This window comes from Nocardioides jejuensis, assembly GCF_004337475.1.
Taxonomy (GTDB): domain Bacteria; phylum Actinomycetota; class Actinomycetes; order Propionibacteriales; family Nocardioidaceae; genus Nocardioides; species Nocardioides jejuensis.
The window spans coordinates 80,637-103,016 of the sequence record NZ_SJZJ01000011.1 but is presented as its reverse complement, the minus strand read 5'-3'; the positions used below and the strand labels follow the sequence as shown (position 1 = coordinate 103,016).

Genomic DNA, 22,380 nt, shown 5'->3' with positions numbered 1-22,380 from the left:
ACGATGGGCGGAGGCCGGCGCGAAGAGAAACACCAGATCAGTGCGGCATCCACACATGAAAGTTGTGAGGTCTCCGTGCCGGCCCACGCTGTCGGTCAGGCGCCGCTCTTGGCGTTACGGCGGGCCTGCACGGCGAAGCCCAACGGCACCGCGACCAGGAGCACAGCCGGAAGAAGCCGACTCGCCGTCGACGTCGACCCCGTCAACACGGAGTAGTTCGCCACGATCGCGTAGCACGCACCGATGGCACCCAGCCCGCCGAGCACTGGCGCACCCAGCGTCGACCAGCCGGGACGCGTTCCGCTGCGCGCGTAGAAGACCACCACTGCGATCGACACGAGTGCCTGCGCGGCGACGATGCCGAGCGTGAACAAGCCGGTGAGCGCGGTGGCGAGCCCGATGTACGGGTCGGCCTTCGCTACCGCGAATCCGACGAACAGCACCGTTCCAAGCGCACCGAGCACCGTGGAGGCGGTCGCCGGCGACTGGAACTTCGGGTGCAGTGAGCCGAGGGGGCGGGGCAGCGCTCCGTTCGCGGCGAGTGTGTGGGTGTACCGGGCGCTGGCGTTGTGCAGTGCAACGAAGCACGCCATCAGCGACGTCACGAAGAAGACCTGCGTGATGTTGACGAAGACAGTGCTCACCTCGGTGCCGGCGACAAGAAAGACGAGTCCGCCCTGTGCCTGTCCGGCCGTAGCTACCGCAGCCGCGGTGCCCAGCGACCCGATGACCAGCCACGCGGTCATCACATACAGGACGCCGATGGCCGCCACGGCCGCGTAGGTCGCCCGTGGGACCGACCGCGCGGGGTTCCGCGTCTCCCGTGTGTACAGAACCGCAGACTCCACGCCGATGAAACTGGAGAACCCGACCAGCACGGCGGGGCCGAGGTTTCCGGAGAAAGCGTTGTGTGCGCTGAACACCGACAGGGGCAGCGCATCCAGGCCGTGCTTCACCAGGATGGCCCCGTCGAGGAAGACCACGACCGCAAGTTCGGCAAGCATCAGCAGGGTCAGCACCTTCGCTGACAGGTCCGCTGCCCGACGACCCAGCAGGAGCACGATGGCGTACGCCGTCAGCGAGTACGCCCACCACGGCACGTCGACGCCGTGCATGGTGCCGATCAGGTTGCCGAAGTAGCCCGTGGAGGCGGCCAGTGCGAGTGAACCGGTCCAGTACGAGATGCCGGTGATGTAGGCGGCAACGAGACCCATGCTCTTGCCGAGCCCGGCCCGGACAAGGTCCGCGAAGCCGCCATCGGCCCGCACATCACGTGCCAGTCGCATGAAGCCCGTGGCCATGCAGGCGATGACGAGCGCTGCGGCGAGGAATGCCGCGGGGAGGCCGATTCCGTTGCCCAGCAGGAGACCCACCGGAAGGTTGCCGATGGCGACGCCCAGCGGTGCCGCCGCGGCGACGATCATCAGCAGCAGGTGTTGGGTCTTGAGGCTGCCCGGTGACGAGTCACTTCCGGAGGCGGACGCTGTCGGACTGTCAGTCGGGTATGGGCGGGGGAGCGTTTCAGGCATGGTCATCTCCGTGGTCGAGTCGAAGGACGCGTTGCGAGTCGGGTGGTGCGGGTGTTTGGCCCGAGATGTCGCGGAGGCGGACGGCGACGTTGGCGTCCGCTGGAAGAGCAAGGGGTTCACCGGCGTGGTGAAGGTCTTCGATGTGGCGCAGGCTCGGCCTGTCCCACTAAGGTATTTAGAACGGACGTCCGAAATAGTTCAAGGATGTAACTTTCCTGTGAATGCACCCCGCGGACGTCGGACGCCGACACCATCAAGACCTCCGACCCGCCACCATGGGGTCAGAGACCTCACCCAAGGAGAGCCGTGCCAAAAGTCGTCGACCACGATGAGCGGCGCCGCGAACTCGTCGCCGCGACCATGCGCGTCGTCGAGCGCCTCGGCCTCGAAGGCGTCACCATCCGCGAAATCGCGAGCGAAGCCGGCTACTCAACAGGTGTGCTCGCGCACTACTTCACCAACAAGGCCGACATCCTCGTCACGGCCCACCTCGCAGCCTTCGAGCAAGTCGCCAGCCGAGTCGACGCCCTCCGAGCCAGCCCCCACCACCCCGTCGAACTGATGCGCCTCGCCCTCGAAGAAGCACTCCCGCTCGACCGCCCCCGACTCATCGAAGCACAAATCGACGTCAGTTTCTGGGGCCTCGCCCTGCGCGACCCCTACCTTCGGTCAGTCCGCGAAGACAGTTACGTCTCCACCATCGCCATACTGCGCGACCTCATCGACGACATCGTCACCGAAGGCCACGCCCTCCCCGGCACAGACGTCGACGGCCTGGCCCGCGAAACCCTCGCCCTCATCGACGGCATCTCCATCCAGGCCGTGCTGTTCCCATCGCAGATGACCCCCGAGGTCCAGCGCGAAGCGGTCCAGCACCACCTCCGCAGTTTCACCACCTACCCGGTCGCAACCGCCTGAGCCGAAAACGCAATTCGCGGACCGTGGCAGTACGCCACGATCCGCGAATGCTGTGTGTGCTCAGGCAGCGCTGACCAGGGCCGCGTTGAGGACCGCGTTCACCACATCCGGGAAGCCCGCTGCAATCTTCCGGCCGAGCAGGGCGGTGTAGACCCGCGAGAGGGGCCCCTCGACCCGGACGCCGTGAGTGACGGCGTAGTTGCCCTTGCCCTGCTCCTCCACCAGGTGCGTGATGCTGACCGTCCCCAGGGGCAGGTTGAACGCGAAGTCGAAACGGCGCAGCGGCTCGACACAGGTGAACGTGAACTTCTGCGCGGGGGAGCCGGGGCTCTTCAACTTGCCCGTCGAACCGTTGCACGGCTCGCCGTCGAACAGCGCCCACTCGACGCTCGGGTCATCGATGGCCCACGTGGTGGCAACGGCCCAGCGGGACCAGACCTGTGCCGGGGTGGCGGTGGTGATTTCGGTGTGCTTGTGTTCCCAGGTTCCCATGACTGTTCCTCAGTTCTTGTCGGTGATGGATGCGTTGCTGACGGCGGCGATGACTTCGGCGGCGGCACGTTCGCCGGCGCGAACGGCGCCATCCATGAACCCGCTCCACTGGTCCGCGGTCTCGGTGCCCGCCCAGTGGATGAGGTGCTGCGGCTCGATGAGGGTCTTGGCGTAGGGGAGAACGTGACCCGGGGCAGGGGCCGCACACGGCCCACCGCCAACCCACTCCTCGGTCACCCAACGCTGGTCCAGGTAGCCGCGCGGGTGCCGCGCCTGCTCGCCGAACAGTTCAGCGAAGCCGTTCAGTGCGCGGAGGCGTCGCTCGTCCTCCGGCAGTGAATCCCACATGCGCGCCTGCTTGCCGCCGATGAACCCGAGCAGCACACCGACGGACCCGTCCTCCGGGCTCGCGTCAAACGTGATGACCGCCGGGCCACGATCCGACACAGCCTGCCCCGACAGGCCGAAGTCACGCCAGAACGGACGGTCGTAGACGGCGTACGCCTTCGAGAGAACGCCGCCCGGCCACCGCTGACCCAAAGCAACCGCGTCCGGCCCAAGGCTCGGCGTCACCTTGATCCGCTGACGCATCCAGACAGGCACCGCGATGACCACCCGACGAGCCAGGAACTCCAGGTCAGGAGTCCGCACAAGCGCGACATCGCCCGTCTGGTCGATGGACAGCGCCGGCTGGGACAGATGCACCCGCCCCTCGCCAAGTTCAGCAGCGACCCGCGCAGCAATCTCGTGCGTCCCCTCGACGAAGTGCTCCTCCTGTGCACCGTTCTTCGTGTCCAGCAGGAGATCGAGACCACCCGCCATCGCGATGTAGTGCAGCGCGTGGAGGAGCGACAGTTCGTCAGGCTCACAACCCCACGTCGCACGCGAAGCGATCGCGAAGATCTCGTACGTCGACGCGGTCGCGCGGTGGGCACGCATCCAGGAACCGAGGCTCTGGGCGTCCAACTCCTGCGCGTTCGGCGCATCCCACGGACGGCCCGGGGGAACGCTGCGGCTCAGTTTGTCCAGCGCAGACTGAATACGACCCGCGTCAACGAGCGCGATGGGCCCGATGGAGGGGATGGTCCCGCGGTAACTACGGCGGGTGCCGCCCCAGTGCATCAGGTTGCCGCCCTCGACGTACGTGGCAAACCGCTTGACGCCGACCTCCTCCGAGAGGGCGATGATGCGGTCCTGGGTCGGGCCGACGAAGGTGCCGCCCAGGTCAAGGTGTGCGCCCGCGACGTTGGCGGAGCGGACCCGGCCACCGACACGGTCGGCGGCCTCGATGACGTGGACGTCAAGACCCGCCTTCTGCAGCGTCCGTGCGGCGGCGAGGCCCGAGAGGCCTGCCCCGACGACGACCACGTCGACGGTCTTCGCTGGTGCCTTCGTGTTCATGTCGTACCCATCTCTCCGTGTGTCGGTAGCCGAGTCGTTGTCTCTGCTGGGTCTCGTCGGTCAACGCGGTGCTGCCGAGGGGACCGATGTGACTACGTTATTTAGAACGGACGTCCGAAATAAATCCATGACGTAACAATTCCGTTAATGCGCCTGGCCGAGTCCGGGGTCAGGTCGCGGATCGCGCCATGAAAACGGACAGCCCAAATGACCGCCCGCGTCAGGGCGCGCCGATGCGTCTGCGCAGGGGCTTGTCACGACGAAGCGGCCGGACCCGGCCGTCGTACCCGATCCGCTGCTGCTCGACCTCGAGCGGGCCGTGATCCGCTCGGTCGTCTGGGGCGACGGGCGTCAAGGCGGACCACTCGTTCGTCGAGCTCCCGGTCTCCGACGACGAGGGCCGGATCCGCCGCGACGGTGGCGTGGTCGACTGGTCGGGGCTCTATGTCGTCGGCCTGCCCGTGCTGCGGCGTCGGCGCTCGACCGTCATCGACGGCGCCGCTGCGGATTCAGCGGAGATCGTCGATCACCTCGTCGCCCACGCCCTGTCCGCGCGCACGGCGACGCCGTAATCACCGCGCGACGCGCAGCTCCAGGTCGTCAGTTGCGACCTCGTGCCCGGCGTCGCACACCAGGCGAACGTCGACGTGGGTGCCGCACCCGTCGTGGTCGATCGCCAAGGGCGGCGGCGCGGCGGCGTGCTTCATGCCCCAGTTGAACAGGCCGACGACGACCGGCATCAGGTCGCGCCCGGCCTCGGTGAGGACGTACTCGAGCCGGGTCCGGTGTCCGGCCTCCTTGTAGCTGGACCTGGTGAGCAGGCCGGCCTCGACCAGCGCCTTCAGGTTCGACGCCGTCGTCGCGTCGGACATCCCGACGCGATGGCCGAAGTCCTCGAAGCGCGTCGTGCCGTAGAACGCCTCGCGCATGATCAGCATCGCGTTGCGCGACCCGACGACGCCCATCGCCTTCTCGATCGGGCAGACCCCGTGGGTCACCCAGGCATCGCGGTTCTCGAGCTTGCCGCTGAGTCGCATGACCACTATCACCTCCTCAGGTGACTTTACCGCATTGAAGTCTGGTAGTACCTTCGGAACTGACTTCAGTTGACTAAAGTCAACTTCTTCGAAGGAGATGCCATGTCCAGCAGTCCCCGTTCGGCCGTGATCGTCGATGCCGTCCGCACGCCCGTCGCCAAGGGCAAGCCCGGAGGTGCGTACAGCGAGATCCACCCGGTCGACCTCCATGCCGTGTCCCTGAAGGCGCTCGTCGACCGCACGGGGATCGACCCCGCGATCGTCGATGACGTCATCTCCGGTGCCGTGGGCCAGGTGGGGGAGCAGTCGGGCAACACCGCGCGATGGGGCCTGCTCGCCGCCGGCTTCCCGGAGTCCGTGCCGGGAGTCACCGTCGACCGCCAGTGCGGGTCGAGCCAGCAGGCACTCCACTTCGCGGCGCAGGGCGTCATCGCCGGAGCGTACGACGTCGCCATCGCCTCCGGTGTGGAGTCGATGAGCCGGATCCCGATCGGATCGCAGTTCGGTGGCAAGGACTTCGCGGGGCCGACCGTGGGCGAGCGCTATGCGCCGAGCCTGGTGCCGCAGGGCATCAGTGCCGAGCTCATCGCCGCGCGCTGGAACCTCAGCCGGACGCAGCTGGACGAGTTCGCTGCCGAGTCGCACCGACGGGCCGCCGAGGCGTGGAAGAACGGGCTCTTCGACTCCCAGGTGGCCTGGGTCAACGAGCTGCGGACCGACGAGACGATCCGTCCTGACACGACCGTCGAGTCACTGGGCGGCTTGCGGCTGGCGTTCCAGGACGACTACTGGGCCGGTCGCTACCCGGAGCTCGACTGGCGGGTCACCGCGGGCAACAGCTCTCCCGTGAACGACGGATCGGCCGCCGTGCTGGTCGCTTCCGAGGAGGCCGCCGCGAAGTACGGTCTGACGCCGCGGGCGCGGGTGCACTCCGTCGCGGTGGTCGGTGACGACCCGATCTACATGCTGACCGCGATCATCCCGGCCACGCAGAAGGTGCTGGCCAGGGCCGGCCTGACGATCGACGACATCGACGTCTTCGAGGTCAACGAGGCGTTCGCATCCGTGGTGCTCGCCTGGCAGGCCGAGACCGGGGCGGACTGGTCGAAGGTCAACATCAACGGCGGCGCGATCTCGATCGGCCACCCCCTGGGTGGCTCGGGTGGACGACTCCTCACCACGCTGGTCAACAACCTCGAGCAGGTCGGAGGCCGCTACGGCCTCCAGGTCATGTGCGAGGCCGGCGGTCTGGCCAACGCCACGATCATCGAGAGGATCTGAGCGTGGCGCACTCGAAGCGGGTCCTGCTCGTCCTGACCCTGGCCGCCTTCATGGCGTCGCTGGACGTCTTCATCGTCAACGTCGCCTTCGATGCCATCGGCGCCGACTTCCACGGCGCCTCCCTGGCCGACCTGTCGTGGGTGCTCAACGCCTACGCGATCGTGTTCGCGGCGTTCCTGGTCCCGGCAGGGCGGTTCGTCGACCGCTACGGGCGCAAGCGGGGCTTCCTGGTCGGCCTCGCGGTGTTCACCGCAGCGTCCGTCGGGTGCGCGATGGCCGGCGATGTGTGGACGCTGGTCGGCTTCCGGATCGCCCAGGCGATCGGTGCCGCCGTCCTCACCCCGGCCAGCCTGGGACTGGTGATCGCTGCGGCGCCGCCGGAGCGGCGTACGGCCTGGGTCCGGATCTGGGCAGCCGCGGGAGCGCTCGCCGCAGCGTTCGGCCCGGCCGTCGGCGGGGTCCTCGTGCAGGTGTCGTGGCACTGGGTCTTCCTGGTCAACGTGCCGATCGGCATCCTGGCCATGATCGGCACCTGGGTCTGGGTGCCGGAGTCCCGCGACGCCACGGCGATCCGCAACCCGGACGTCCTCGGTGCGCTCCTCCTTGTTCTCTCGATCGGTGCCCTGTCCCTCGGGATCGTGGAGGGGCCGACGTGGGGCTGGTCGTCCGGGCGGATCGGTGGAGCGTGGATGGTCGCGATCGTCGCGATGGCGGGCTTCCTCGCCTCCTCGGCGCGCCATCCCGTGCCGGTGATCTCCCGGGCGCTCATGCAGGTGCGCCCCTTCGCGTGGGCCAACGTGACGGCGCTCCTCTTCGCCATCCCGTTCGCGGCGGCGCTGCTGGCCAACATCCTGTGGATGCAGCAGGTCTGGCACTTCTCGGCGATCGAGACGGGGTTCGGTGTCGCGCCCGGCCCGCTGATGGTGCCGTTGTTCGCCTTCCTGGCTGCACGGTTCCTGCGCGGTGTACCCGTAGGTGCGATCGTGGCGGCGGGCTGCGTCCTCTTCGGAGCCGGCGGACTGGTGATCGCCGCCAGCGTCGGAGCACAGCCCGACTACGTGGGCGCGATCCTGCCGGGATGGCTGATCGGCGGAGCGGGCGTCGGGCTCGCGCTGCCGAACATCCTGTCGGCGGCGACTGCAGATCTCCCTGCTTCGCAGGGCGCCACAGGATCCGCGATCGTGAACATGTCGCGGCAGATCGGCACGGCACTCGGTGTCAGCCTGCTGATCGCCGTCATCGGCAGCCCGGCGACGTACGACGCTGCGCACACGTCGTTCCGGCACGCGTGGTGGCTCTTCGCCGGCATCGCCGGTCTGGGTGCGCTGGCGGCACCCTTCATGACGCCGACCTCGCACCGCGTCGCGGCCCCGCGCGTTGCGGAGCCGTCGAGCTACGCCCATTGAGGTCAGCGGATTGGCGTCGCGCGACAATCGACGGGTGACGAGTGTGTCGGTGGAGCAGATCGATCCGTACGCCAGTGTGTGGTTGCGGCAGCGCGTGCTGCGCCCGGACCTGACGTACGACGAGGTCGTGGCCGACACCGCTCACCCGGACGTGTTCGCGATCGGTGCCTTCGTCGAGCGATCGCTGGTCTCGTGCGTGGTGGCGTACCCCGATCTGTTCCCTGCTGGCGTTGCTCAGCCGGCCGCAGACGTTGCGGATTCCGAGGTCTGGCGGCTGCGCGGCATGGCGACCGATCCGGTACACCGTGGTCAGGGGCACGGGGCTGCCGTCCTCGCGCGGATGCTCGACGACCTGCGTCTCCGCGGAGCCCGCATGGTGTGGTGCAACGCCCGCATCCCTGCGGAGGGGCTCTATCGCCGGGCGGGGTTCGCCACGATCGGCGAGCCCTGGGTGGATCCGGTGATCGGACCGCACGTGCGCATGTGGCGTCGCCTGGGCTGACGGAGCGCTCGACCGTGAACCCGGCCGCCCCGACTGAGGGTCCAGGTCAGCCGGGCCGGCGACCGGTGGACGGGTGACCGGCGCGCTGAGCGGCAGCGAGGCGGGATGCGGTCCGGCGGGCGCGCAGGGCCTCGAGGTCGAGCACCGTCGCTGCCTCTGCGTCGACGGGACGCGTGAGCGGCTTCCGCAGTCGGTACGCCGTCAGGTCGGCCACGCCTTCCGGTGCAACGACGACCGGGGGCTCCGGGAGCAGCAGCTCGTGGGCCTGCCGAAGGATCAGGTCGATCGAACGGATGAGCATGGCGGACCTCGGCTCGGGGTGGGGTGCTGGACTCCAGCAGATCGCGCTCACGTTTCGTCCGTATCGCGTGCGCGAGACATCGGTGGAAACAAAGCGGTCGGCAACCGATATGAACACAACTTCCGAGTAACCCGCGGCCAGGTCTAACGTGAGGAACATGTCACCTTCTGTCGACGCGCTCGACCTGGACACCCGCCGCTCCACCCGCGAGGGCCACCGCGTGGACCCGGCTCACGCCCGGAGCTGGCAGCTGGTCAACGCGCTGCACGTCGACCGGTTCGACGCTGCGCAGCTCGGCCACGCGGATGCCGTCATCCTCGACATCGAGGACGCCGTAGACGACTCGCAGAAGGACGCCGCGCGCGGCCACGTGCTCGACTGGTTCGGCGCCGGCGGCAGCGCCTGGGTGCGGATCAACGACGTGACGACGCCGTTCTGGGAGGACGACGTGGCGGCACTCGCCGGACATGCCGGCCTCAAGGGCGTCATCCTGGCCAAGGCCGAGGCGCCCGACCAGGTGGTCGCGACCTTCGACCGGCTCGGAGCGAAGGCGCCGGTCGTCCCGCTCGTCGAGTCGGCGGTCGGCATCGAGTCCGCAGTCGCCGTTGCGCAGGCGCGCGGCGCCTTCCGTCTCGCCTTCGGCGGTGGCGACTACCGCAAGGACACCGGCGCGGAGAACACGCCGCTCGCGATGGCCTACCCGCGCTCCCGCCTCGTGGTCGCCTCGCGCATCGGCGGCCTGACCGGACCGGTCGACCAGCCGACCATCTCCACCCAGCACGCCGTCGTCCGCGAGCACTGCGCCGACGCGGTCTCCCTCGGCATGACCGGCAAGCTCTGCCTCGACCGCGAGCAGCCGGCGCTGATCAACGAGGAGATGAGCCCGTCGGCGGCCGACGTCGCGTGGGCCTTCGACTTCCTTGCCTCCTTCGAGGCCGAGGGCGGCGTCATCAAGGACGGCTCCTACAAGCCGCGGATCGCCCGCGCCACGATCATCAAGGAGCGGGCCGCCATCTACCGGATCGCACCGCCGACCTCGGAGTGAGTCCCGCGGGGCGCTGACCCCGGGAGTGGCTACGGTGGCGCCATGACTGCCACCACCGCGACCAGCCGGGTCTGGACGCCGTGGCGCACGGTCCTCGCGTTCGGCCTGGTCAGCCTCGCCGCCGACATGGTCTACGAGGGCATGCGGGCCATGGCCGGCCCGCTGCTCGGCGACCTCGGCGCGTCGGCACTGACGGTCGGACTCGTGACGGGTGCCGGCGAGGGCATCGCCCTCATGCTGCGCCTGCTGACCGGTGCCTGGGCCGACCAGGCGCAGAACCACTGGCGGCTCACCGTCATCGGCTACGCGATGACCGCCGTCTGCGTGCCCCTGCTCGCGGTGACGCCGTTCCTCGGTGCCGCGGGACTCGCGACCGCTGCGGTCCTGATCCTGCTCGAGCGCACGGGCAAGGCGGTCCGGTCACCCGCCAAGAGCGCCCTGCTCGCACGCATGGCGACGCAGACCGGCCGTGGCAAGGGCTTCGGCGTCCACAAGGCGATGGACCAGGTCGGCGCTTTCTCGGGCCCGCTCCTGCTCTCCGGCATGGCGGCGCTCACGGGCGTCCTCTGGCCGGGCTTCGCCGTGCTCGCGATCCCCGGCGCACTCTCCCTGCTCCTGCTCGCGCAACTGCGCCGTCACGCCCCCATCGTCGAGGAGGGCGACTCGCCGCCGCCGTCGAAGGGCGCGCTCGCGGGCCTGCGCACGGCGATCGGCACGGAGCTGCCGGGCGCCTTCCACGTCTTCTCGCTGGCCACCGCCTTCATGACCGCCGGCCTGATGACGTTCGGCGTCATCTCGTTCCGGCTCGTCGACCGCGGCATCATCACGGCCGCCGTCGTCCCGCTCGTCTACGCGGCAGCCATGGCGATCGAGGCGGTCGGTGCGCTCGTCACCGGACAGCTCTTCGACCGGTGGGGCGGAGCCGTCCTCCTCGCGGTGCCTGCACTCGTCGCCGGTATCCCGCTGCTCGTCTTCGCCGACACCGTGTGGGTGGTCCTTGCCGGCATCGCCGTGTGGGGCGTCGCGACCGCGATCCAGGACTCCACCGTCAAGGCGTACGTCGCCGACCTCGTGCCGAGCTCGCGCCGGGCCACGGCGTACGGCGTCTTCGCGGCGGTGCAGGGCATCGGCGCGCTGGGCGGTGGCGCGCTCGCCGGCGCGCTCGTCGAGCACCACCTGTCGGTGCTGGCGGCGACGGTCGCGGTGATGCAGGTCGTGGCCGCTGGCCTGGTGATCTGGACGCTCGTGCGCACGCGCCGCAGCGCTGTACCCCACGCCGGCGGCTGAGCGGCAAGGTCTTCGTCGGGGCGAAGACCTTGCCGCTCCGTGGGCCTTCTTCGGGGCGAATTCTGTGCCTCGGTGAAGACTTCGTCATCGACCCCGTTCAGCTCGCCGCCGGCTCGGGGAATCAGGGGATCCAGTCGAAGAGGTCCGGGTCCGGACCCTGGCGCCCCGCAGCACCGCGGTCGAGGGCGGCGAGCAAGGCGACCTCGGCCGTGCTGAGCGCGAAGTCGAAGATGGCAGCGTTCTCGGCGAGGCGCTCGCGGCTCATCGACTTCGGGAAGACCACGTCACCCCGGTCGATCTGCCAGCGGAGCAGCACCTGAGCGGGCGTCTTGCCGTGCGTGCCCGCGATGCGTACGACGGTCTCGTCGGTGAGCTCGCCACCGCCCTGGCCGAGCGGGGACCACGCCTCGACGAGGGCGCCGTGGCGACGGGTCGCCTCGCGGACGCCCTCGTTGGCGAAGTACGGGTGCACCTCGATCTGGTTGACGGCCGGCACCACGCCCGTGGCGCTGACGATCCGGTCGAGGTGCTCGGTCTGGAAGTTCGAGACGCCGATCGAGCGGGTCAGGCCCTCGGCGCGCAGCTCCACGAGCGCCTCCCAGGTGGAGACGTAGTCGCCGTCGTAGCGCGTCGGCAGCGGCCAGTGAATGAGGAAGAGGTCGACCTGGTCCAGGCCGAGCAGCTCGAGCGAGCGAGCCAGCGACTTCTTCGCGAGAGCCGGCTCGTGGAAGCCGTTGTTGAGCTTGGTGGTCACGTAGACCTCGTCGCGGGCGAGGCCCGCGGACGCCAGTGCCGCGCCGACGCCGGCCTCGTTGCCATACATCTGCGCCGTGTCGATGTGGCGGTAGCCGAGCTCGAGGGCGTCGGTCACGACGCGCTGCGTCTCGTCGGCGGGCACCTGCCACACGCCGAGGCCGAACTGGGGGATCGAGGTCTGGTCGTTGAGCTGGAGCGAAGGAATGTCCATGGTTCCTGCAACCAGTCGGCCGCGGGAGTATTCCGGGCTCAGCGGCGGCGTTCGACCGCCTGCCGGACCAGGCCGCCGAGCAGCAGGTCCAGACCCGCGATGAACTGCTCGTCATCGTCGTGCTCGCGGAACTCGCCCGCGATCGAGTGCAGCCAGCGGAACTCCGTCGGATCGAGCGCGAGCCAGCCGTCGGTCACCTCGGCCAGCTGCTCGTCCTTGGAGCGCGAGGTGTCGGCGTGCAGGTCCTGCGCGGCCATCTCTGCGGCCACGCCGGAGACGTATCCGCTGATCGCCGTGCTGCCGTGGAACTGCTGGCGGGGAGTCAGGCCCATGTCGGCGAGCGGTCGGCCCAGCTGCTCCCAGTAGCGCAGCAGCTGAGGCGTCGGCGGCCCCTGGGCGTGCAGCTGCAGGGCCAGCCACGGGTGCTCCTGCGTCAGCTCGAACAGCGCCAGCGCCGTACGCCGGAGGGTGCGGACCGCATCCACGACTGCCGGGTCGTCGGTCTCGAGCTGGGGGCCGCCCGGCGCGATGCCGGGCGGTGAGGTGACCTCACCCGGGCCTTCGCCGGCGGGGGCGCCGGCGCGCACGAGAGCTTCGGCGAGCAGGGCGTCGCAGGCAAGGGCGATCAGCTCGTCCTTGCTGCCGACGTACCAGTAGATGCTGCCCAGGCCGCCGCCCAGATCGGCCGCGAGCCCGCGAAGCGTGAGGCCGCGGATCCCGTCGCGGTCGAGGATCGCGGTCGCCGTCGCGACGATCTGCTCGAGCGAGTGGGTGGCTCGTCCGCGTCGACGGTCGGTGGGGCTGCTCTCGCGCGGGGTCACGCCCGCACCCTATCGCGGCGAGTTGACATTCTCGAACACTGTTCTATTCTCGAACCGTGTTCGATCGAACAACGTTCGACAACCATGAACCCGAAAGGAGACGGCCATGACTGACACCACCACCGCAGCCCTCGCCACTCCCGAGCGGACCTACCGCTCGCTCCGCGCGGCCTGGATCCCCCTCGCCGCCCTCTGCCTCGCCTTCTTCGTCGAGATGGTCGACAACACCCTGCTGATGATCGCCCTGCCCACCATCGCGCGCGATCTCGGCAGCAGCACGACCGGCATCCAGTGGGTGACGGGCGCCTACTCGCTCACCTTCGGCGGCCTCCTGCTCACGGCCGGCGCCACGGCCGACCGCCTCGGACGACGCCGCGTCCTCCTCGTCGGACTCGCCGTCTTCGGCGTCGTCAGCCTCGGCGCGGCCCTCGTCCACAACGCCGGCGAGCTGATCGCCCTCCGCGCAGCCCTCGGCATCGCGGCCGCGATGATGGCGCCGATCACCAACTCGCTCGTCTTCCGGCTCTTCGACGAGCAGGCGCTGCGCATGCGGGCGATGACGGTGATGATCGTCGTCGGCATGAGCGGCTTCGTCCTCGGCCCGCTCCTGGGTGGCACCGCCCTCGCGCACGTCAGCTGGGAGTGGCTGCTCCTGGTCAACGCCCCCATCGCGCTCGTTGCCTGGGTCGGCGTACGACTGGGGGTGCCGGCTGACCGCCCCGAGGGCCTGACCCGCGACCGCCTCGACCTGCCGGGCGCCCTGCTCTCGATCGCCGCGATCGGCCTCGGCTGCTGGTCGCTGACCAGCGGCGTCGACCGCGGCTGGACTGCCGGTCTGACCCTCGGTGCCGCGTTCGGTGCGGTGCTTGCGCTGGTCGCGTTCGTCGTCCACGAGCGGCGTACGCCGGAGCCGATGCTCGACCTCGCGCTCTTCCGCAACGGCACGGTCCGCGGCGCCACCATCGCCCAGGTCGGCAGCTCGATCGCGATGGCTGGGGTGATGTTCGGCCTGATCCTGCACTTCCAGTTCGCGTGGGGCTGGAGCCCCGTCCGTGCGGGCCTGGCCAACCTCCCCATCATCGTCACGATGCTGCTCGCCGCGCCTCTCTCGGAAGGCCTGGGCAAGGCGCTCGGCCACCGCCGCGCCACCCTGGTCGGCGCCGGCCTGCTCGCCGGTTCGCTCGCCGGGCTGGCCTGGGGCGTCGACCACGGGTACGCCGCCATCGCAGCGTGCATGGTCGTGATGACCCTCGGCCTCCGCACCGTCATGACCATCTGTGCCGTCGCCCTGGTCGACGCGGTGCCGGCGAACCGCACCTCGCTCGGCGCCGCGCTCAACGACACCGCGCAGGAGGTCGGCACCAGCATCGGCACTGCCGTCGTCGGCACCCTGATCGCTGCACTTGTCACGTCGGTGCTCCCGGCCGGCGCCTGGAGCAGTGAGCTGGTGGCGTCGTTCTTCCACGGCGAGCGGGTGACCTACGCCGTCCTCGCCGTGCTCGTGGGTGTGGTGGCCGGGCTGGGTGCTCTCGCACTCACCGACTCGCGGTCGGTGGAGGAGCTGCACTGACCGGGGGCGGCCTAGGCTCGCAGACATGATCATCGTGACCACCAACGACGTTCCCGGCGCCCGCATCGAGCACACCTTCGGAGAGGTCTTCGGCCTCACCGTGCGCTCGCGCAACATCGGCTCCAACATCGGCGCCGGCTTCAAGTCGCTGGCCGGCGGTGAGCTCAAGGGCATCACCAGCCTGCTCCACGACTGCCGCAAGGAGGCGCTCGCGCGCCTGGCGACCGAGGCCGAGGCGATCGGCGGCAACGCGGTCGTCGCGTTCCGCTTCGAGACCACGGAGTACGCCGGCAGCGGGGTCGAGGTCTGCGCCTACGGCACCGCGGTCCGGATCGCCGAGGGCGCCTGATGCGCGTCGCCGTCGCCGGCGGCACCGGGCTGGTCGGCGCGAAGGTCGCCGACCGGCTGCGTGCCCAGGGCCATGAGGCCGTGGTGCTCACCCGCGGTGAGGGGGTCGACCTGACGACCGGCAGCGGTCTCGCGGCGGCGCTGGCCGGCGTCGACGCGATCATCGACGCCACCTCGCTGGAGTCCACGAAGCCCGCGGACACCGTTGCCTTCTTCAGCGCGGTCGCCGGCCACCTCCAGCGCGAGGGAGCCGCCGCCGGCGTACGCCGGATCGTCACGCTCTCGATCGTCGGCATCGACGGTCTGGGTGGCGGACCGTTCGGTCACTACGACGGCAAGCGGGCGCAGGAGGAGACCACCGAGGCCGGGGAGGTCCCGACCGCGATCCTGCGGGCGACCCAGTTCCACGGGTTCGCCGGGCAGCTGATCGACTGGATGGCGAAGGGCCCCCTGCTGCCGTGCCCGACCCAGCCCGTGCAGACCGTCGATGTCGACGCGGTGGCGGACGAGCTCGTCGCCCTCGCGCTCGAGTCGCCCGCCGACCAGCACGTCCGCAAGGACGTCGCGGGCCCGGACAAGCGGCTGCTCGCCGACCTCGCTCGCGCGATCGCCACGGCCCGCGGTCGGCGCCTGTGGGTGCTGCCGGTCTGGCTCCCCGGCGACACCGCGCGGCGGGTCCGGCAGGGCATCCTCCAGGCTCCGCCGGCCGCGAAGATCATCGGTGGCACGTTCGAGGAGTGGCTGGCCCGGGAGTACCCCGTCGGCTGACCCGCGAGGGTCAGTCGAGGCCCTCGAGGGTGTCCGGTACGACGAAGTCGTCGGTGCCCAGCAGCGCGTCGGGGTCCTGACGGATCGGCATGGCCTCGACCACCAGCTTCGTCAGCCGCGCGGCCGCCTTGCTGCCGGCCGCGGCGGCGTACTCCTCCTTGGAGAAGTCCGGGGTCGCGCCGACGGTCGGCCGCTCGGGGAGGGCGATCAGGGCGGGGATGACGGCCTCGCCGACTGCTGCCTTGCGCTGGTACTTCTCGAACTTCGGCAGCAGGTCCCAGGCGGCCTGCTTCGACTTCCGCCACGGAGGGAGGGTGGCGAGGAAGAGGCCCTCGGCCACGCGGTCGATGCCGACCGTCATCTCCCGCTCGGTGAACTTCATGCGCGCTCGCGACGGTTGCCGCGGCCGGTGGCCCGGGCGACGACCTCGTCACCGCGGCAGACCTTGACCACGTAGATGTCCTCCTTGGGGAGGCGGACGTCGACCTTCGCCTCGGCGCGGAGCTCGTCGCCCTCGCGGACCGGGCGCAGGTAGTCGATCGCGACGTGGCTGATGACGCCGGAGTGGGTCTCGTTGTTGGCCGCGGCGGCCAGTGCGATGCCCGAGACCGAGAAGAGGAAGGCGCCGTGCGTGGTGCCGTGCGGGTTGAGGTGGTCGGAGGTGACGGTCACGAAGGACTCCGCGTGGCCGCCACCGTGCTGCACGATCGACACGCCGAGGTGCTTCGCGTAGTTGTCGACCGGGGCGCTGCTCTGGGACGTCATGCCTCCAATTCTGCGGTACGCCGCGGCCCGACCCTGATCCCGTCTCGGGGAGATTTCAGGGTCGATCTCCGGGGCCGTCCCGGAACACAGGGTCGCCGGTCATCCGTTTGACTGGTGTCACCCACCAAGGAGCACCCCATGACGCAGAACCCGTACGCCCCGCAGTCCGGCACCGCCGCCCCGCTCACCCCGCAGGAGGAGCGGACCTGGGCCGTGGCCACGCACGCCGTCACCGGATTCGCGACGGCCGTCAGCGCCGGCACCCTCGGCTTCATCGCCGCCCTCGTCGTCTTCGTCCTCTTCAAGGACCGCGGCCCGTTCGTCCGGCACCACGTCGCCAACGCCCTGAACATCCAGCTCACCGCGCTGGTCTGGGTCGTGGCGATCGCGATCTTCGGCATCCTCACCATCGGCGTCGGCTGGTTCCTCTTCGCGGTCATCCCGGTCGTGGTCGTGGTCCTGCACGTCCTGGGTGCGCTCAACGCCTGGAACGGATCGTGGGCCAACCCGCCGCTGACCGCGCGCTTCGTGCGCTGACGGCCCTGCCGCGCTCAGGCGGGGGCCTCAGGCGTGGGCGTCAGGCACAGGCCTCAGGCGTGTGCGAGGGCGAGCTTCGCGGCGAAGCCGAGGAAGACCGCACCGACGGCCGAGGTGCCCGCCGCGGAGAGACCCTTGCGGCGGCGGAACGCCTCGGCCAGCCGTGACCCGAAGAAGATCAGCGCGCTGAGGTAGAGCACCGAGGCGATCTGGCACAGCACGCCCAGGAAGAGGAACGTCAGCGCTGGCCACGCGTAGTCGGGATCGACGAACTGCACGAAGAAGGCGACGAAGAAGAGGATCGCCTTCGGGTTGACCAGGCTGATCACGAGTGCGCGGTGGTACGGCCGCTCGCCCGGCGACTCGACGGGTACGCCGGCAGCGGCTGCCGTCGCGAGGCGGCGTGACCGCCACGTCGCCCAGGCGCCGCGGAGCATCGCGATCGCCAGCCAGGCCAGGTAGCCGGCGCCGGCGTACTTCACGATCGAGAAGAGCAGCGGGTTCGTCCGCAGCACCGAGGCGACGCCGCCTGCGGTGAGCAGCATCAGGATCGTGTCACCGGTCCAGACGCCGGCGGCCGCGGCGTAGCCCGCACGGGTCCCGCGCCGTGCCGCGACCGACACGACGTACATCGAGTTCGGGCCGGGCAGCAGGATGATCAGCACCAGACCGATGAGGTACGTCGTCAGGTCCGTCACGCCGAGCACGGATCGATGGTGCCAGCGGTGGTCACGGCCGAGAAGGTCCGCGGCAGGATCGAGACCGACTCGAGACGTGCTGATCCACGTGCTGATCCACATGAAGAGGGCGAACGGCCCCGGACCAGTCGGTCCGGGGCCGTTCGTTTCAGTGTGTGGTGCTCAGATCTTGACCTTCTTCTGGCGCACGACCAGGTCGAAGGCGAGGCCGGCGACGATCGCGAGGATCGGCAGGATCCAGAGCCATCCCTTCACCGAGGTGTCGTCGCCCGAGCCGGCGGCGCTGAAGAGGATGAGGAGCAGGACGGCGACGATGACGCCGACGATGGTGGCGAGCCAGGGCTTGACGAGGTTCATGGTTCCGAGTCCCAATCTGTGAGTCATGCTGACCTCCGCACCCTAGGGCATGGTGGTCCAGACCAGTCGGTCCCGGCGCGCGGAGCGGGGAGCCTCGACCGGCCCGCGCCGTCGGCGTACGTTCGGAGCATGTCTGGTGACGTGCACGCACGGAGGATCCGCTTCTCCTACCCCCAGGGCTCGCTCGACCGGCACTACGTGCAGGGCGACCTCGTGATGAGCCACGCGGTCAGCGTGCTCTCGGCGCTCTTCCCGTCGGGCGAGGACTACTTCGTCCGCTCGGTGCGGAACTTCACCGACCAGGTCACCGACCCGGTGCTCCGCGACCAGGTGAAGGGTTTCGTCGGGCAGGAGGTCACCCACGGACGCGAGCACCGCGAGCTCAACCAGCGCCTCGACGAGATGGGCTTTCCGACGCATGCGATCGCCCGCAACAGCAAGGGCTGGCTGCTGCGCTACGAGCGCTGGTTCCCGCCGATCTTCCGGCTGGCGCACACCGCGGCTCTCGAGCACTTCACCGCCGTCGTTGCCGAGACGCTGCTGACCAAGCCCGAGGCGCAGGCGTTGCTCGGTGACAACGAGGTGCGCAACATCTTGCTCTGGCACGCGCTCGAGGAGTCCGAGCACCGCGCCGTCGCGTTCGATGTCTTCCGCACCGTGGGCGGCACGGAGCGCATGCGGCGTCAGGGCTTCCGCGCGGCGTCGTTCGGACTGATCCTGGCCACCGTCGTCGGGACGACGCTGTCGATGTTCCTCACGGACCGCTCCGCGTGGAACCCCGTCCGCCTGGTCCGGTCACTCCTGCGGCTGCGTCACAACCCGTTCCTGCAGCGCGACGTGGTGACGCGTCTTCGCGACTACCGCCGCGACGGCTTCCACCCCGACGACCACCCGAACGACGAGCTGGTCGCGCGCTGGCGTGAGCAGCTGTTCGGCGAGGACGGCTCGCTCGCCGACCACCTGCACTGATCTCGCAACTGGACAGAAGTGGCAGGTCCAGACCCCGGAGATCTGCCACTTCTGTCCAGTTGCGGGGGACGGGGGCGGCTCAGGGTCAGTCAGGTCTCGTTGATCGGGTGCTTGGGCAGCTTCTTCACCTTGGACCGGCGGGTCTTGCGGTCGGGGATCATCGACCGCATCTCCTCGAGCCTGCCGAAGCAGAGCAGCCGGTCGTCGGCCTCGAGGATGTTGCGCGCGGCCGGGTTGGGGATGACGTTGGTGCCGCGGTGCAGCGTGAGCACGGTGATGTCGCGCTCGCGCAGGCCCGACTCGGCGAGCGTCTTGCCGATGAACGCGCCGTCGCCGTGGACGACGATCTCGGCGACGCCGTAGCCGGTCGAGACGGAGAGCCGCTCGCGGACGTCGATGTGCGGGAACGCGACCTGGTTGTCGATGTAGTCGATGATCGCGCCGGCCACGTCGAGCTTGGTCGCGGCCTCGATGCCCTCCAGGCCCGGCGAGGAGTTGACCTCCATGACCAGCGGGCCGGCGTCGGCCTCGAGCATGTCGACGCCCGCGACCTTGAGGCCCATGATCTGCGCCGCGCGCACGGCGACCCGCTCGTACTCCGGGTCCAGCTCGACGCGCTCGACGGAGCCGCCGCGGTGCACGTTGGAGCGGAACTCGTCGCCCTTCGCCGTACGCCGCATGGCCGCGACGACGCGGTCGCCGACGACCAGCGCGCGGATGTCGCGGCCCTTCGACTCCTTGATGAAGCGCTGGATGAGGACGTTCTGCCGGGTGCTCTGCAGGGTCTCGATGATCGCCTCGGCGACCTTGATCTCGGGCGCCAGGATGACGCCGATGCCCTGGGTGCCCTCGAGCAGCTTGATGACGACCGGAGCGCCGCCGACTCGCTCGATCGCGGGGATCACGTCGGCGCGGTCGCGGACGAACGTCGTGGCCGGCATGCCGATGTTGTGGCGCGACAGGATCTGCGTCGCGCGGAGCTTGTCGCGGGAGTTGGAGATGCCCGCTGCGGTGTTGGGCGTGTAGACGTCCATCTGCTCGAACTGACGGACCACGGCCGTGCCGTAGTACGTGATCGAGTTGCCGATCCGGGGGAGCACGGCGTCGTAGTCCGACAGCGGCTTGCCGCGGAACTGCAGGTCGGGTTCGTCGCCGGCCAGGTCGATGCCGAAGCGCAGGGTGTTGAGAACCTTGACGTCATGGCCCCTGTTGAGGGCGGCAGACCTGAGGCGCTGCGTCGAGTAGGAACGCGGAGCGCGGGAGAGGATCGCGAGCTTCACCGGGTGCCTCTGCTTGGATAGGGGCCGTGACGGAGACCCATCCAACCAGACACCCGGAGACGGCTGGGTGGCGCGAGTGGGTGAGTCTTCCGGACCTCGGCGTCCCGTGGATCAAGGCGAAGCTCGACAGCGGCGCCCGCTCCTCGGCCGTGCACGCCTTCGACCTGGAGCCGTATCAGCGTGACGGCGTGGAGTGGGTCCGCTTCTCGATCCACCCGTGGCAGCGCAGCGCCGACGAGGCGGTTGACGTCGACCTGCCCGTGCACGACCGCCGCGCAGTCCGCAGCTCGTCGGGGCACTCCGAGGAGCGCTACGTCGTGCTGATGGACATCCGCCTGCTCGACCGCACCGTGACAGCGGAGGTCACCCTCAGCCGTCGCGACGAGATGGGCTTCCGCTTCCTGATCGGCCGCGAGGCGCTGCGTCAGGGCTTCCTCGTCGACTCCGCCCGGTCGTACGTCGGCGGCCGCCCCCGCCGCGTCGTACGCCGGAAGAACCGGGGCGTGGCCCCTCTCCCGAAGGCGGTACCCACCGATGGCGCGTGAGTCCTTCGCGATCGGCAACGTCCGCGTCCGTGCCGGCTCAGCCAAGTCCGTCGAGCTGCCGATCACGCGCCTGGTCACCGGCGGTGACGCCTCGCTGCCGGTGCACGTCGTGCACGGCAAGGAGCCAGGCCCCGCGATCTGGGTCAACGCAGCCATCCACGGCGACGAGGTGCTCGGCGTCGAGGTGATCCGTCGGCTGATGGCCGACCTCGATCCGAAGACCCTGCGCGGCACGGTCGTCTTCGTCCCGGTCGTCAACGTCCTCGGCTTCATGAACGGCGACCGGTACCTCCCCGACCGGCGTGATCTGAACCGGATGTTCCCCGGCTCGCCGCGCGGTTCGCTCGCGTCGCGCATTGCCAATCTCTTCATGACCGAGGTCGTCTCCAAGTGCGAGCTCGGTCTCGACCTCCACACGGCGGCCGACAAGCGCGACAACCTGCCGCAGATCCGCGCCGACCTCGACGACCCGGTGACCCGCAAGCTCGCCCAGGCCTTCGGTGCGCCGGTGATGCTGCACGCCAAGCTCCGCGACGGTTCGCTGCGCCAGGCCGGCCTCGATGTCGGTGCGCGCGTCCTGCTCTACGAAGCAGGCATGCCGATGCGCTTCGACGAGGCACCGATCCGCGTCGGGGTCGACGGCGTTCTGCGGGTGCTGACCCAGATGGACATGATCGACCTGCGTCCCGAGCTCATCGAGCCGCCGTACGTCGAGGAGTGCCGCTCCAGCGGCTGGGTCCGGGCCCGCGGCACCGGGATCCTGCACCTCGAAGTGGATCTGGGTGCCGAGGTCCGCGAGGGCCAGCGCCTCGGCGGGCTCTCCGACACCCTCGGGCGGCGCGTGCGGCTCGTGCACGCCGACCGCACGGGTGTCGTCATCGGACTGACGCGTCAGCCGATCGTCAACGCCGGCGACGCGGTCATCCACATCGCCAACTGACACTTGCGCAGGGTGTGACAGGTCCGAACTGTCACACCAGGCCAAGCTGTCAGTCTGACAGTTTGGCGGGAGGGGTCAGGCCGTGGCGGCCTGGCGCACCTCGAGGGTCTCGACGAGGCGGGCGACGGTGCGGGCCATCGCCTTGGCGGCCGCCTTCTCGATGAGCGGCGCAGCGAGGCCGACGATCGGGGCCTCGCCGGTCTGGCGGAGGGTCAGCTTGGTCCAGGCGCCGGTCGGCTCCCAGGTGTACGTCGCCTCGAGCGCCACCGGGCCCTGCGCGCTGCGCAGCACCATGCCGTGCGTCGGCTCGAAGGAGACCAGCTCGAAGCCGAGCGGCAGCTTGCGGCCTAGGACGTGGGGCAGCCACGCCTCGGCGGTGGCCGGGTCGGCAGCGTGCCGGGCGACGTCCGCAACGGGACGGCGTACGAGCGAGGTGACGGTGACGTCCATGGCGGGTGCTGCGACCGTGGTGCTCATGGGGCTGCCTTCCAGAGGTGGTGTGACCCGAGTCTTCTGGCCACTCGTCCAGAGAAACGTCTGAACCGGCGATCGGTGACGCGGTTCACCACCAGAAATTCCGTGAAGGCGCGAAATGAGCGTCGGCGGGTCCGGACAC

The 22,380-nt window shown here is 69.7% G+C and carries 27 protein-coding genes; 14 read left to right on the top strand and 13 right to left on the bottom strand.

Translation table 11 applies throughout. The features are described from left to right. Positions 1–95 precede the first annotated feature (95 nt). The gene (locus EPD65_RS08460) at positions 96–1,424 is read right to left on the bottom strand and encodes an APC family permease (RefSeq protein ID WP_165872943.1); all 1,329 of its coding nucleotides are present in this window, start codon (positions 1,422–1,424) and stop codon (positions 96–98) included. Positions 1,425–1,835: 411 nt separating this feature from the next. Here EPD65_RS08460 and EPD65_RS08455 point away from each other — a divergent pair, with 411 nt between their 5' ends. Continuing rightward, a complete protein-coding gene (locus EPD65_RS08455) occupies positions 1,836–2,447 on the top strand; it encodes a TetR/AcrR family transcriptional regulator (RefSeq protein WP_131583095.1) in 612 nt (203 codons plus the stop codon). A 60-nt stretch (positions 2,448–2,507) separates the two neighbouring features. On the opposite strand, the gene EPD65_RS08450 is transcribed toward EPD65_RS08455, so the two are convergent. Continuing rightward, positions 2,508–2,939 (bottom strand): SRPBCC family protein, encoded by a 432-nt coding sequence (locus EPD65_RS08450; protein ID WP_131583093.1) that lies wholly within the window; start codon positions 2,937–2,939, stop codon positions 2,508–2,510. 9 nt (positions 2,940–2,948) lie between these two features. Continuing rightward, positions 2,949–4,340, bottom strand: a complete 1,392-nt coding sequence (locus EPD65_RS08445; protein ID WP_131583091.1) for a flavin monoamine oxidase family protein — start codon at positions 4,338–4,340, stop codon at positions 2,949–2,951. 422 nt (positions 4,341–4,762) lie between these two features. Here EPD65_RS08445 and EPD65_RS16245 point away from each other — a divergent pair, with 422 nt between their 5' ends. After that, complete coding sequence (locus tag EPD65_RS16245) at positions 4,763–4,912, top strand: hypothetical protein (RefSeq protein WP_165872942.1); 150 nt, start codon at positions 4,763–4,765, stop codon at positions 4,910–4,912. Here the strand turns inward: EPD65_RS16245 and EPD65_RS08440 are convergent, their stop codons facing one another. Continuing rightward, positions 4,913–5,377: a winged helix-turn-helix transcriptional regulator gene (locus EPD65_RS08440; protein ID WP_131583130.1), complete on the bottom strand. Its 465-nt coding sequence runs from the start codon at positions 5,375–5,377 to the stop codon at positions 4,913–4,915. 102 nt (positions 5,378–5,479) lie between these two features. Here EPD65_RS08440 and EPD65_RS08435 point away from each other — a divergent pair, with 102 nt between their 5' ends. From EPD65_RS08435 to EPD65_RS08425, 3 genes are read left to right on the top strand one after another with little or no spacing between them, the layout of a single operon-like run. Continuing rightward, complete coding sequence (locus EPD65_RS08435; RefSeq protein WP_131583089.1) at positions 5,480–6,658, top strand: acetyl-CoA C-acyltransferase; 1,179 nt, start codon at positions 5,480–5,482, stop codon at positions 6,656–6,658. A gap of 2 nt (positions 6,659–6,660) precedes the next feature. Further along, positions 6,661–8,064, top strand: a complete 1,404-nt coding sequence (locus EPD65_RS08430; RefSeq protein ID WP_207891470.1) for an MFS transporter — start codon at positions 6,661–6,663, stop codon at positions 8,062–8,064. Positions 8,065–8,113: 49 nt separating this feature from the next. After that, positions 8,114–8,566: a GNAT family N-acetyltransferase gene (locus tag EPD65_RS08425; protein ID WP_165872941.1), complete on the top strand. Its 453-nt coding sequence runs from the start codon at positions 8,114–8,116 to the stop codon at positions 8,564–8,566. A gap of 46 nt (positions 8,567–8,612) precedes the next feature. Here the strand turns inward: EPD65_RS08425 and EPD65_RS08420 are convergent, their stop codons facing one another. Continuing rightward, positions 8,613–8,867 carry a hypothetical protein gene (locus EPD65_RS08420; protein WP_131583086.1) on the bottom strand — a complete coding sequence of 85 codons (255 nt, stop codon included), beginning with the start codon at positions 8,865–8,867 and terminating at the stop codon, positions 8,613–8,615. 157 nt (positions 8,868–9,024) lie between these two features. On the opposite strand from EPD65_RS08420, the gene EPD65_RS08415 reads away from it, so the two are divergent. Further along, the gene (locus EPD65_RS08415; RefSeq protein ID WP_131583084.1) at positions 9,025–9,912 is read left to right on the top strand and encodes an HpcH/HpaI aldolase/citrate lyase family protein; all 888 of its coding nucleotides are present in this window, start codon (positions 9,025–9,027) and stop codon (positions 9,910–9,912) included. A gap of 42 nt (positions 9,913–9,954) precedes the next feature. After that, complete coding sequence (locus tag EPD65_RS08410; protein WP_131583082.1) at positions 9,955–11,199, top strand: MFS transporter; 1,245 nt, start codon at positions 9,955–9,957, stop codon at positions 11,197–11,199. Between the two features lie 121 nt (positions 11,200–11,320). Here the strand turns inward: EPD65_RS08410 and EPD65_RS08405 are convergent, their stop codons facing one another. Both EPD65_RS08405 and EPD65_RS08400 read right to left on the bottom strand, forming a co-directional pair. Beyond that, on the bottom strand, positions 11,321–12,166 hold the full coding sequence (locus tag EPD65_RS08405) for an aldo/keto reductase (protein WP_131583080.1): 846 nt from the start codon (positions 12,164–12,166) through the stop codon (positions 11,321–11,323). 38 nt (positions 12,167–12,204) lie between these two features. Beyond that, entirely contained in the window at positions 12,205–12,987 is a 783-nt protein-coding gene (locus EPD65_RS08400) for a TetR/AcrR family transcriptional regulator (RefSeq protein ID WP_131583078.1), read from the bottom strand. 106 nt (positions 12,988–13,093) lie between these two features. Here EPD65_RS08400 and EPD65_RS08395 point away from each other — a divergent pair, with 106 nt between their 5' ends. Genes EPD65_RS08395 through EPD65_RS08385 form a run of 3 tightly spaced genes read left to right on the top strand, consistent with a single transcriptional unit; the run spans position 13,094 to position 15,673 of the window. Then, entirely contained in the window at positions 13,094–14,557 is a 1,464-nt protein-coding gene (locus EPD65_RS08395; RefSeq protein ID WP_131583076.1) for an MFS transporter, read from the top strand. A 25-nt stretch (positions 14,558–14,582) separates the two neighbouring features. Continuing rightward, a complete protein-coding gene (locus EPD65_RS08390; protein ID WP_131583074.1) occupies positions 14,583–14,906 on the top strand; it encodes a YbjQ family protein in 324 nt (107 codons plus the stop codon). Further along, on the top strand, positions 14,906–15,673 hold the full coding sequence (locus EPD65_RS08385) for an SDR family oxidoreductase (RefSeq protein WP_131583072.1): 768 nt from the start codon (positions 14,906–14,908) through the stop codon (positions 15,671–15,673). The genes EPD65_RS08390 and EPD65_RS08385 overlap by 1 nt, the downstream gene beginning before the upstream one ends. Positions 15,674–15,683: 10 nt before the next feature. On the opposite strand, the gene EPD65_RS08380 is transcribed toward EPD65_RS08385, so the two are convergent. Beyond that, positions 15,684–16,055 (bottom strand): hypothetical protein, encoded by a 372-nt coding sequence (locus EPD65_RS08380; RefSeq protein ID WP_131583070.1) that lies wholly within the window; start codon positions 16,053–16,055, stop codon positions 15,684–15,686. After that, positions 16,052–16,438 carry a hotdog fold thioesterase gene (locus tag EPD65_RS08375; RefSeq protein ID WP_131583068.1) on the bottom strand — a complete coding sequence of 129 codons (387 nt, stop codon included), beginning with the start codon at positions 16,436–16,438 and terminating at the stop codon, positions 16,052–16,054. Before EPD65_RS08375 ends, EPD65_RS08380 begins: the two co-directional genes overlap by 4 nt. 138 nt (positions 16,439–16,576) lie before the next feature. Between EPD65_RS08375 and EPD65_RS08370 the strand changes: the two genes are divergently transcribed. Further along, positions 16,577–16,975: a DUF4870 domain-containing protein gene (locus tag EPD65_RS08370; RefSeq protein WP_131583066.1), complete on the top strand. Its 399-nt coding sequence runs from the start codon at positions 16,577–16,579 to the stop codon at positions 16,973–16,975. Positions 16,976–17,028: 53 nt separating this feature from the next. On the opposite strand, the gene leuE is transcribed toward EPD65_RS08370, so the two are convergent. Both leuE and EPD65_RS08360 read right to left on the bottom strand, forming a co-directional pair. Then, the gene (gene leuE, locus EPD65_RS08365) at positions 17,029–17,682 is read right to left on the bottom strand and encodes a leucine efflux protein LeuE (protein WP_131583064.1); all 654 of its coding nucleotides are present in this window, start codon (positions 17,680–17,682) and stop codon (positions 17,029–17,031) included. 153 nt (positions 17,683–17,835) lie between these two features. After that, positions 17,836–18,030: a hypothetical protein gene (locus EPD65_RS08360; RefSeq protein WP_131583062.1), complete on the bottom strand. Its 195-nt coding sequence runs from the start codon at positions 18,028–18,030 to the stop codon at positions 17,836–17,838. 129 nt (positions 18,031–18,159) lie between these two features. On the opposite strand from EPD65_RS08360, the gene EPD65_RS08355 reads away from it, so the two are divergent. Next, on the top strand, positions 18,160–18,999 hold the full coding sequence (locus EPD65_RS08355) for a metal-dependent hydrolase (RefSeq protein ID WP_131583060.1): 840 nt from the start codon (positions 18,160–18,162) through the stop codon (positions 18,997–18,999). An 89-nt stretch (positions 19,000–19,088) separates the two neighbouring features. Here EPD65_RS08355 and EPD65_RS08350 read toward each other — a convergent pair whose 3' ends face one another. Beyond that, a complete protein-coding gene (locus EPD65_RS08350; RefSeq protein ID WP_131583058.1) occupies positions 19,089–20,279 on the bottom strand; it encodes a RimK family alpha-L-glutamate ligase in 1,191 nt (396 codons plus the stop codon). 26 nt (positions 20,280–20,305) lie between these two features. Between EPD65_RS08350 and EPD65_RS08345 the strand changes: the two genes are divergently transcribed. After that, positions 20,306–20,824, top strand: coding sequence for an ATP-dependent zinc protease family protein (locus tag EPD65_RS08345; RefSeq protein ID WP_131583056.1), 519 nt, complete (start codon positions 20,306–20,308; stop codon positions 20,822–20,824). Beyond that, positions 20,814–21,764, top strand: a complete 951-nt coding sequence (locus EPD65_RS08340; RefSeq protein WP_131583054.1) for a succinylglutamate desuccinylase/aspartoacylase family protein — start codon at positions 20,814–20,816, stop codon at positions 21,762–21,764. Before EPD65_RS08345 ends, EPD65_RS08340 begins: the two co-directional genes overlap by 11 nt. A gap of 75 nt (positions 21,765–21,839) precedes the next feature. Here the strand turns inward: EPD65_RS08340 and EPD65_RS08335 are convergent, their stop codons facing one another. Then, complete coding sequence (locus tag EPD65_RS08335) at positions 21,840–22,241, bottom strand: SRPBCC family protein (protein WP_131583052.1); 402 nt, start codon at positions 22,239–22,241, stop codon at positions 21,840–21,842. Positions 22,242–22,380: the final 139 nt, after the last annotated feature.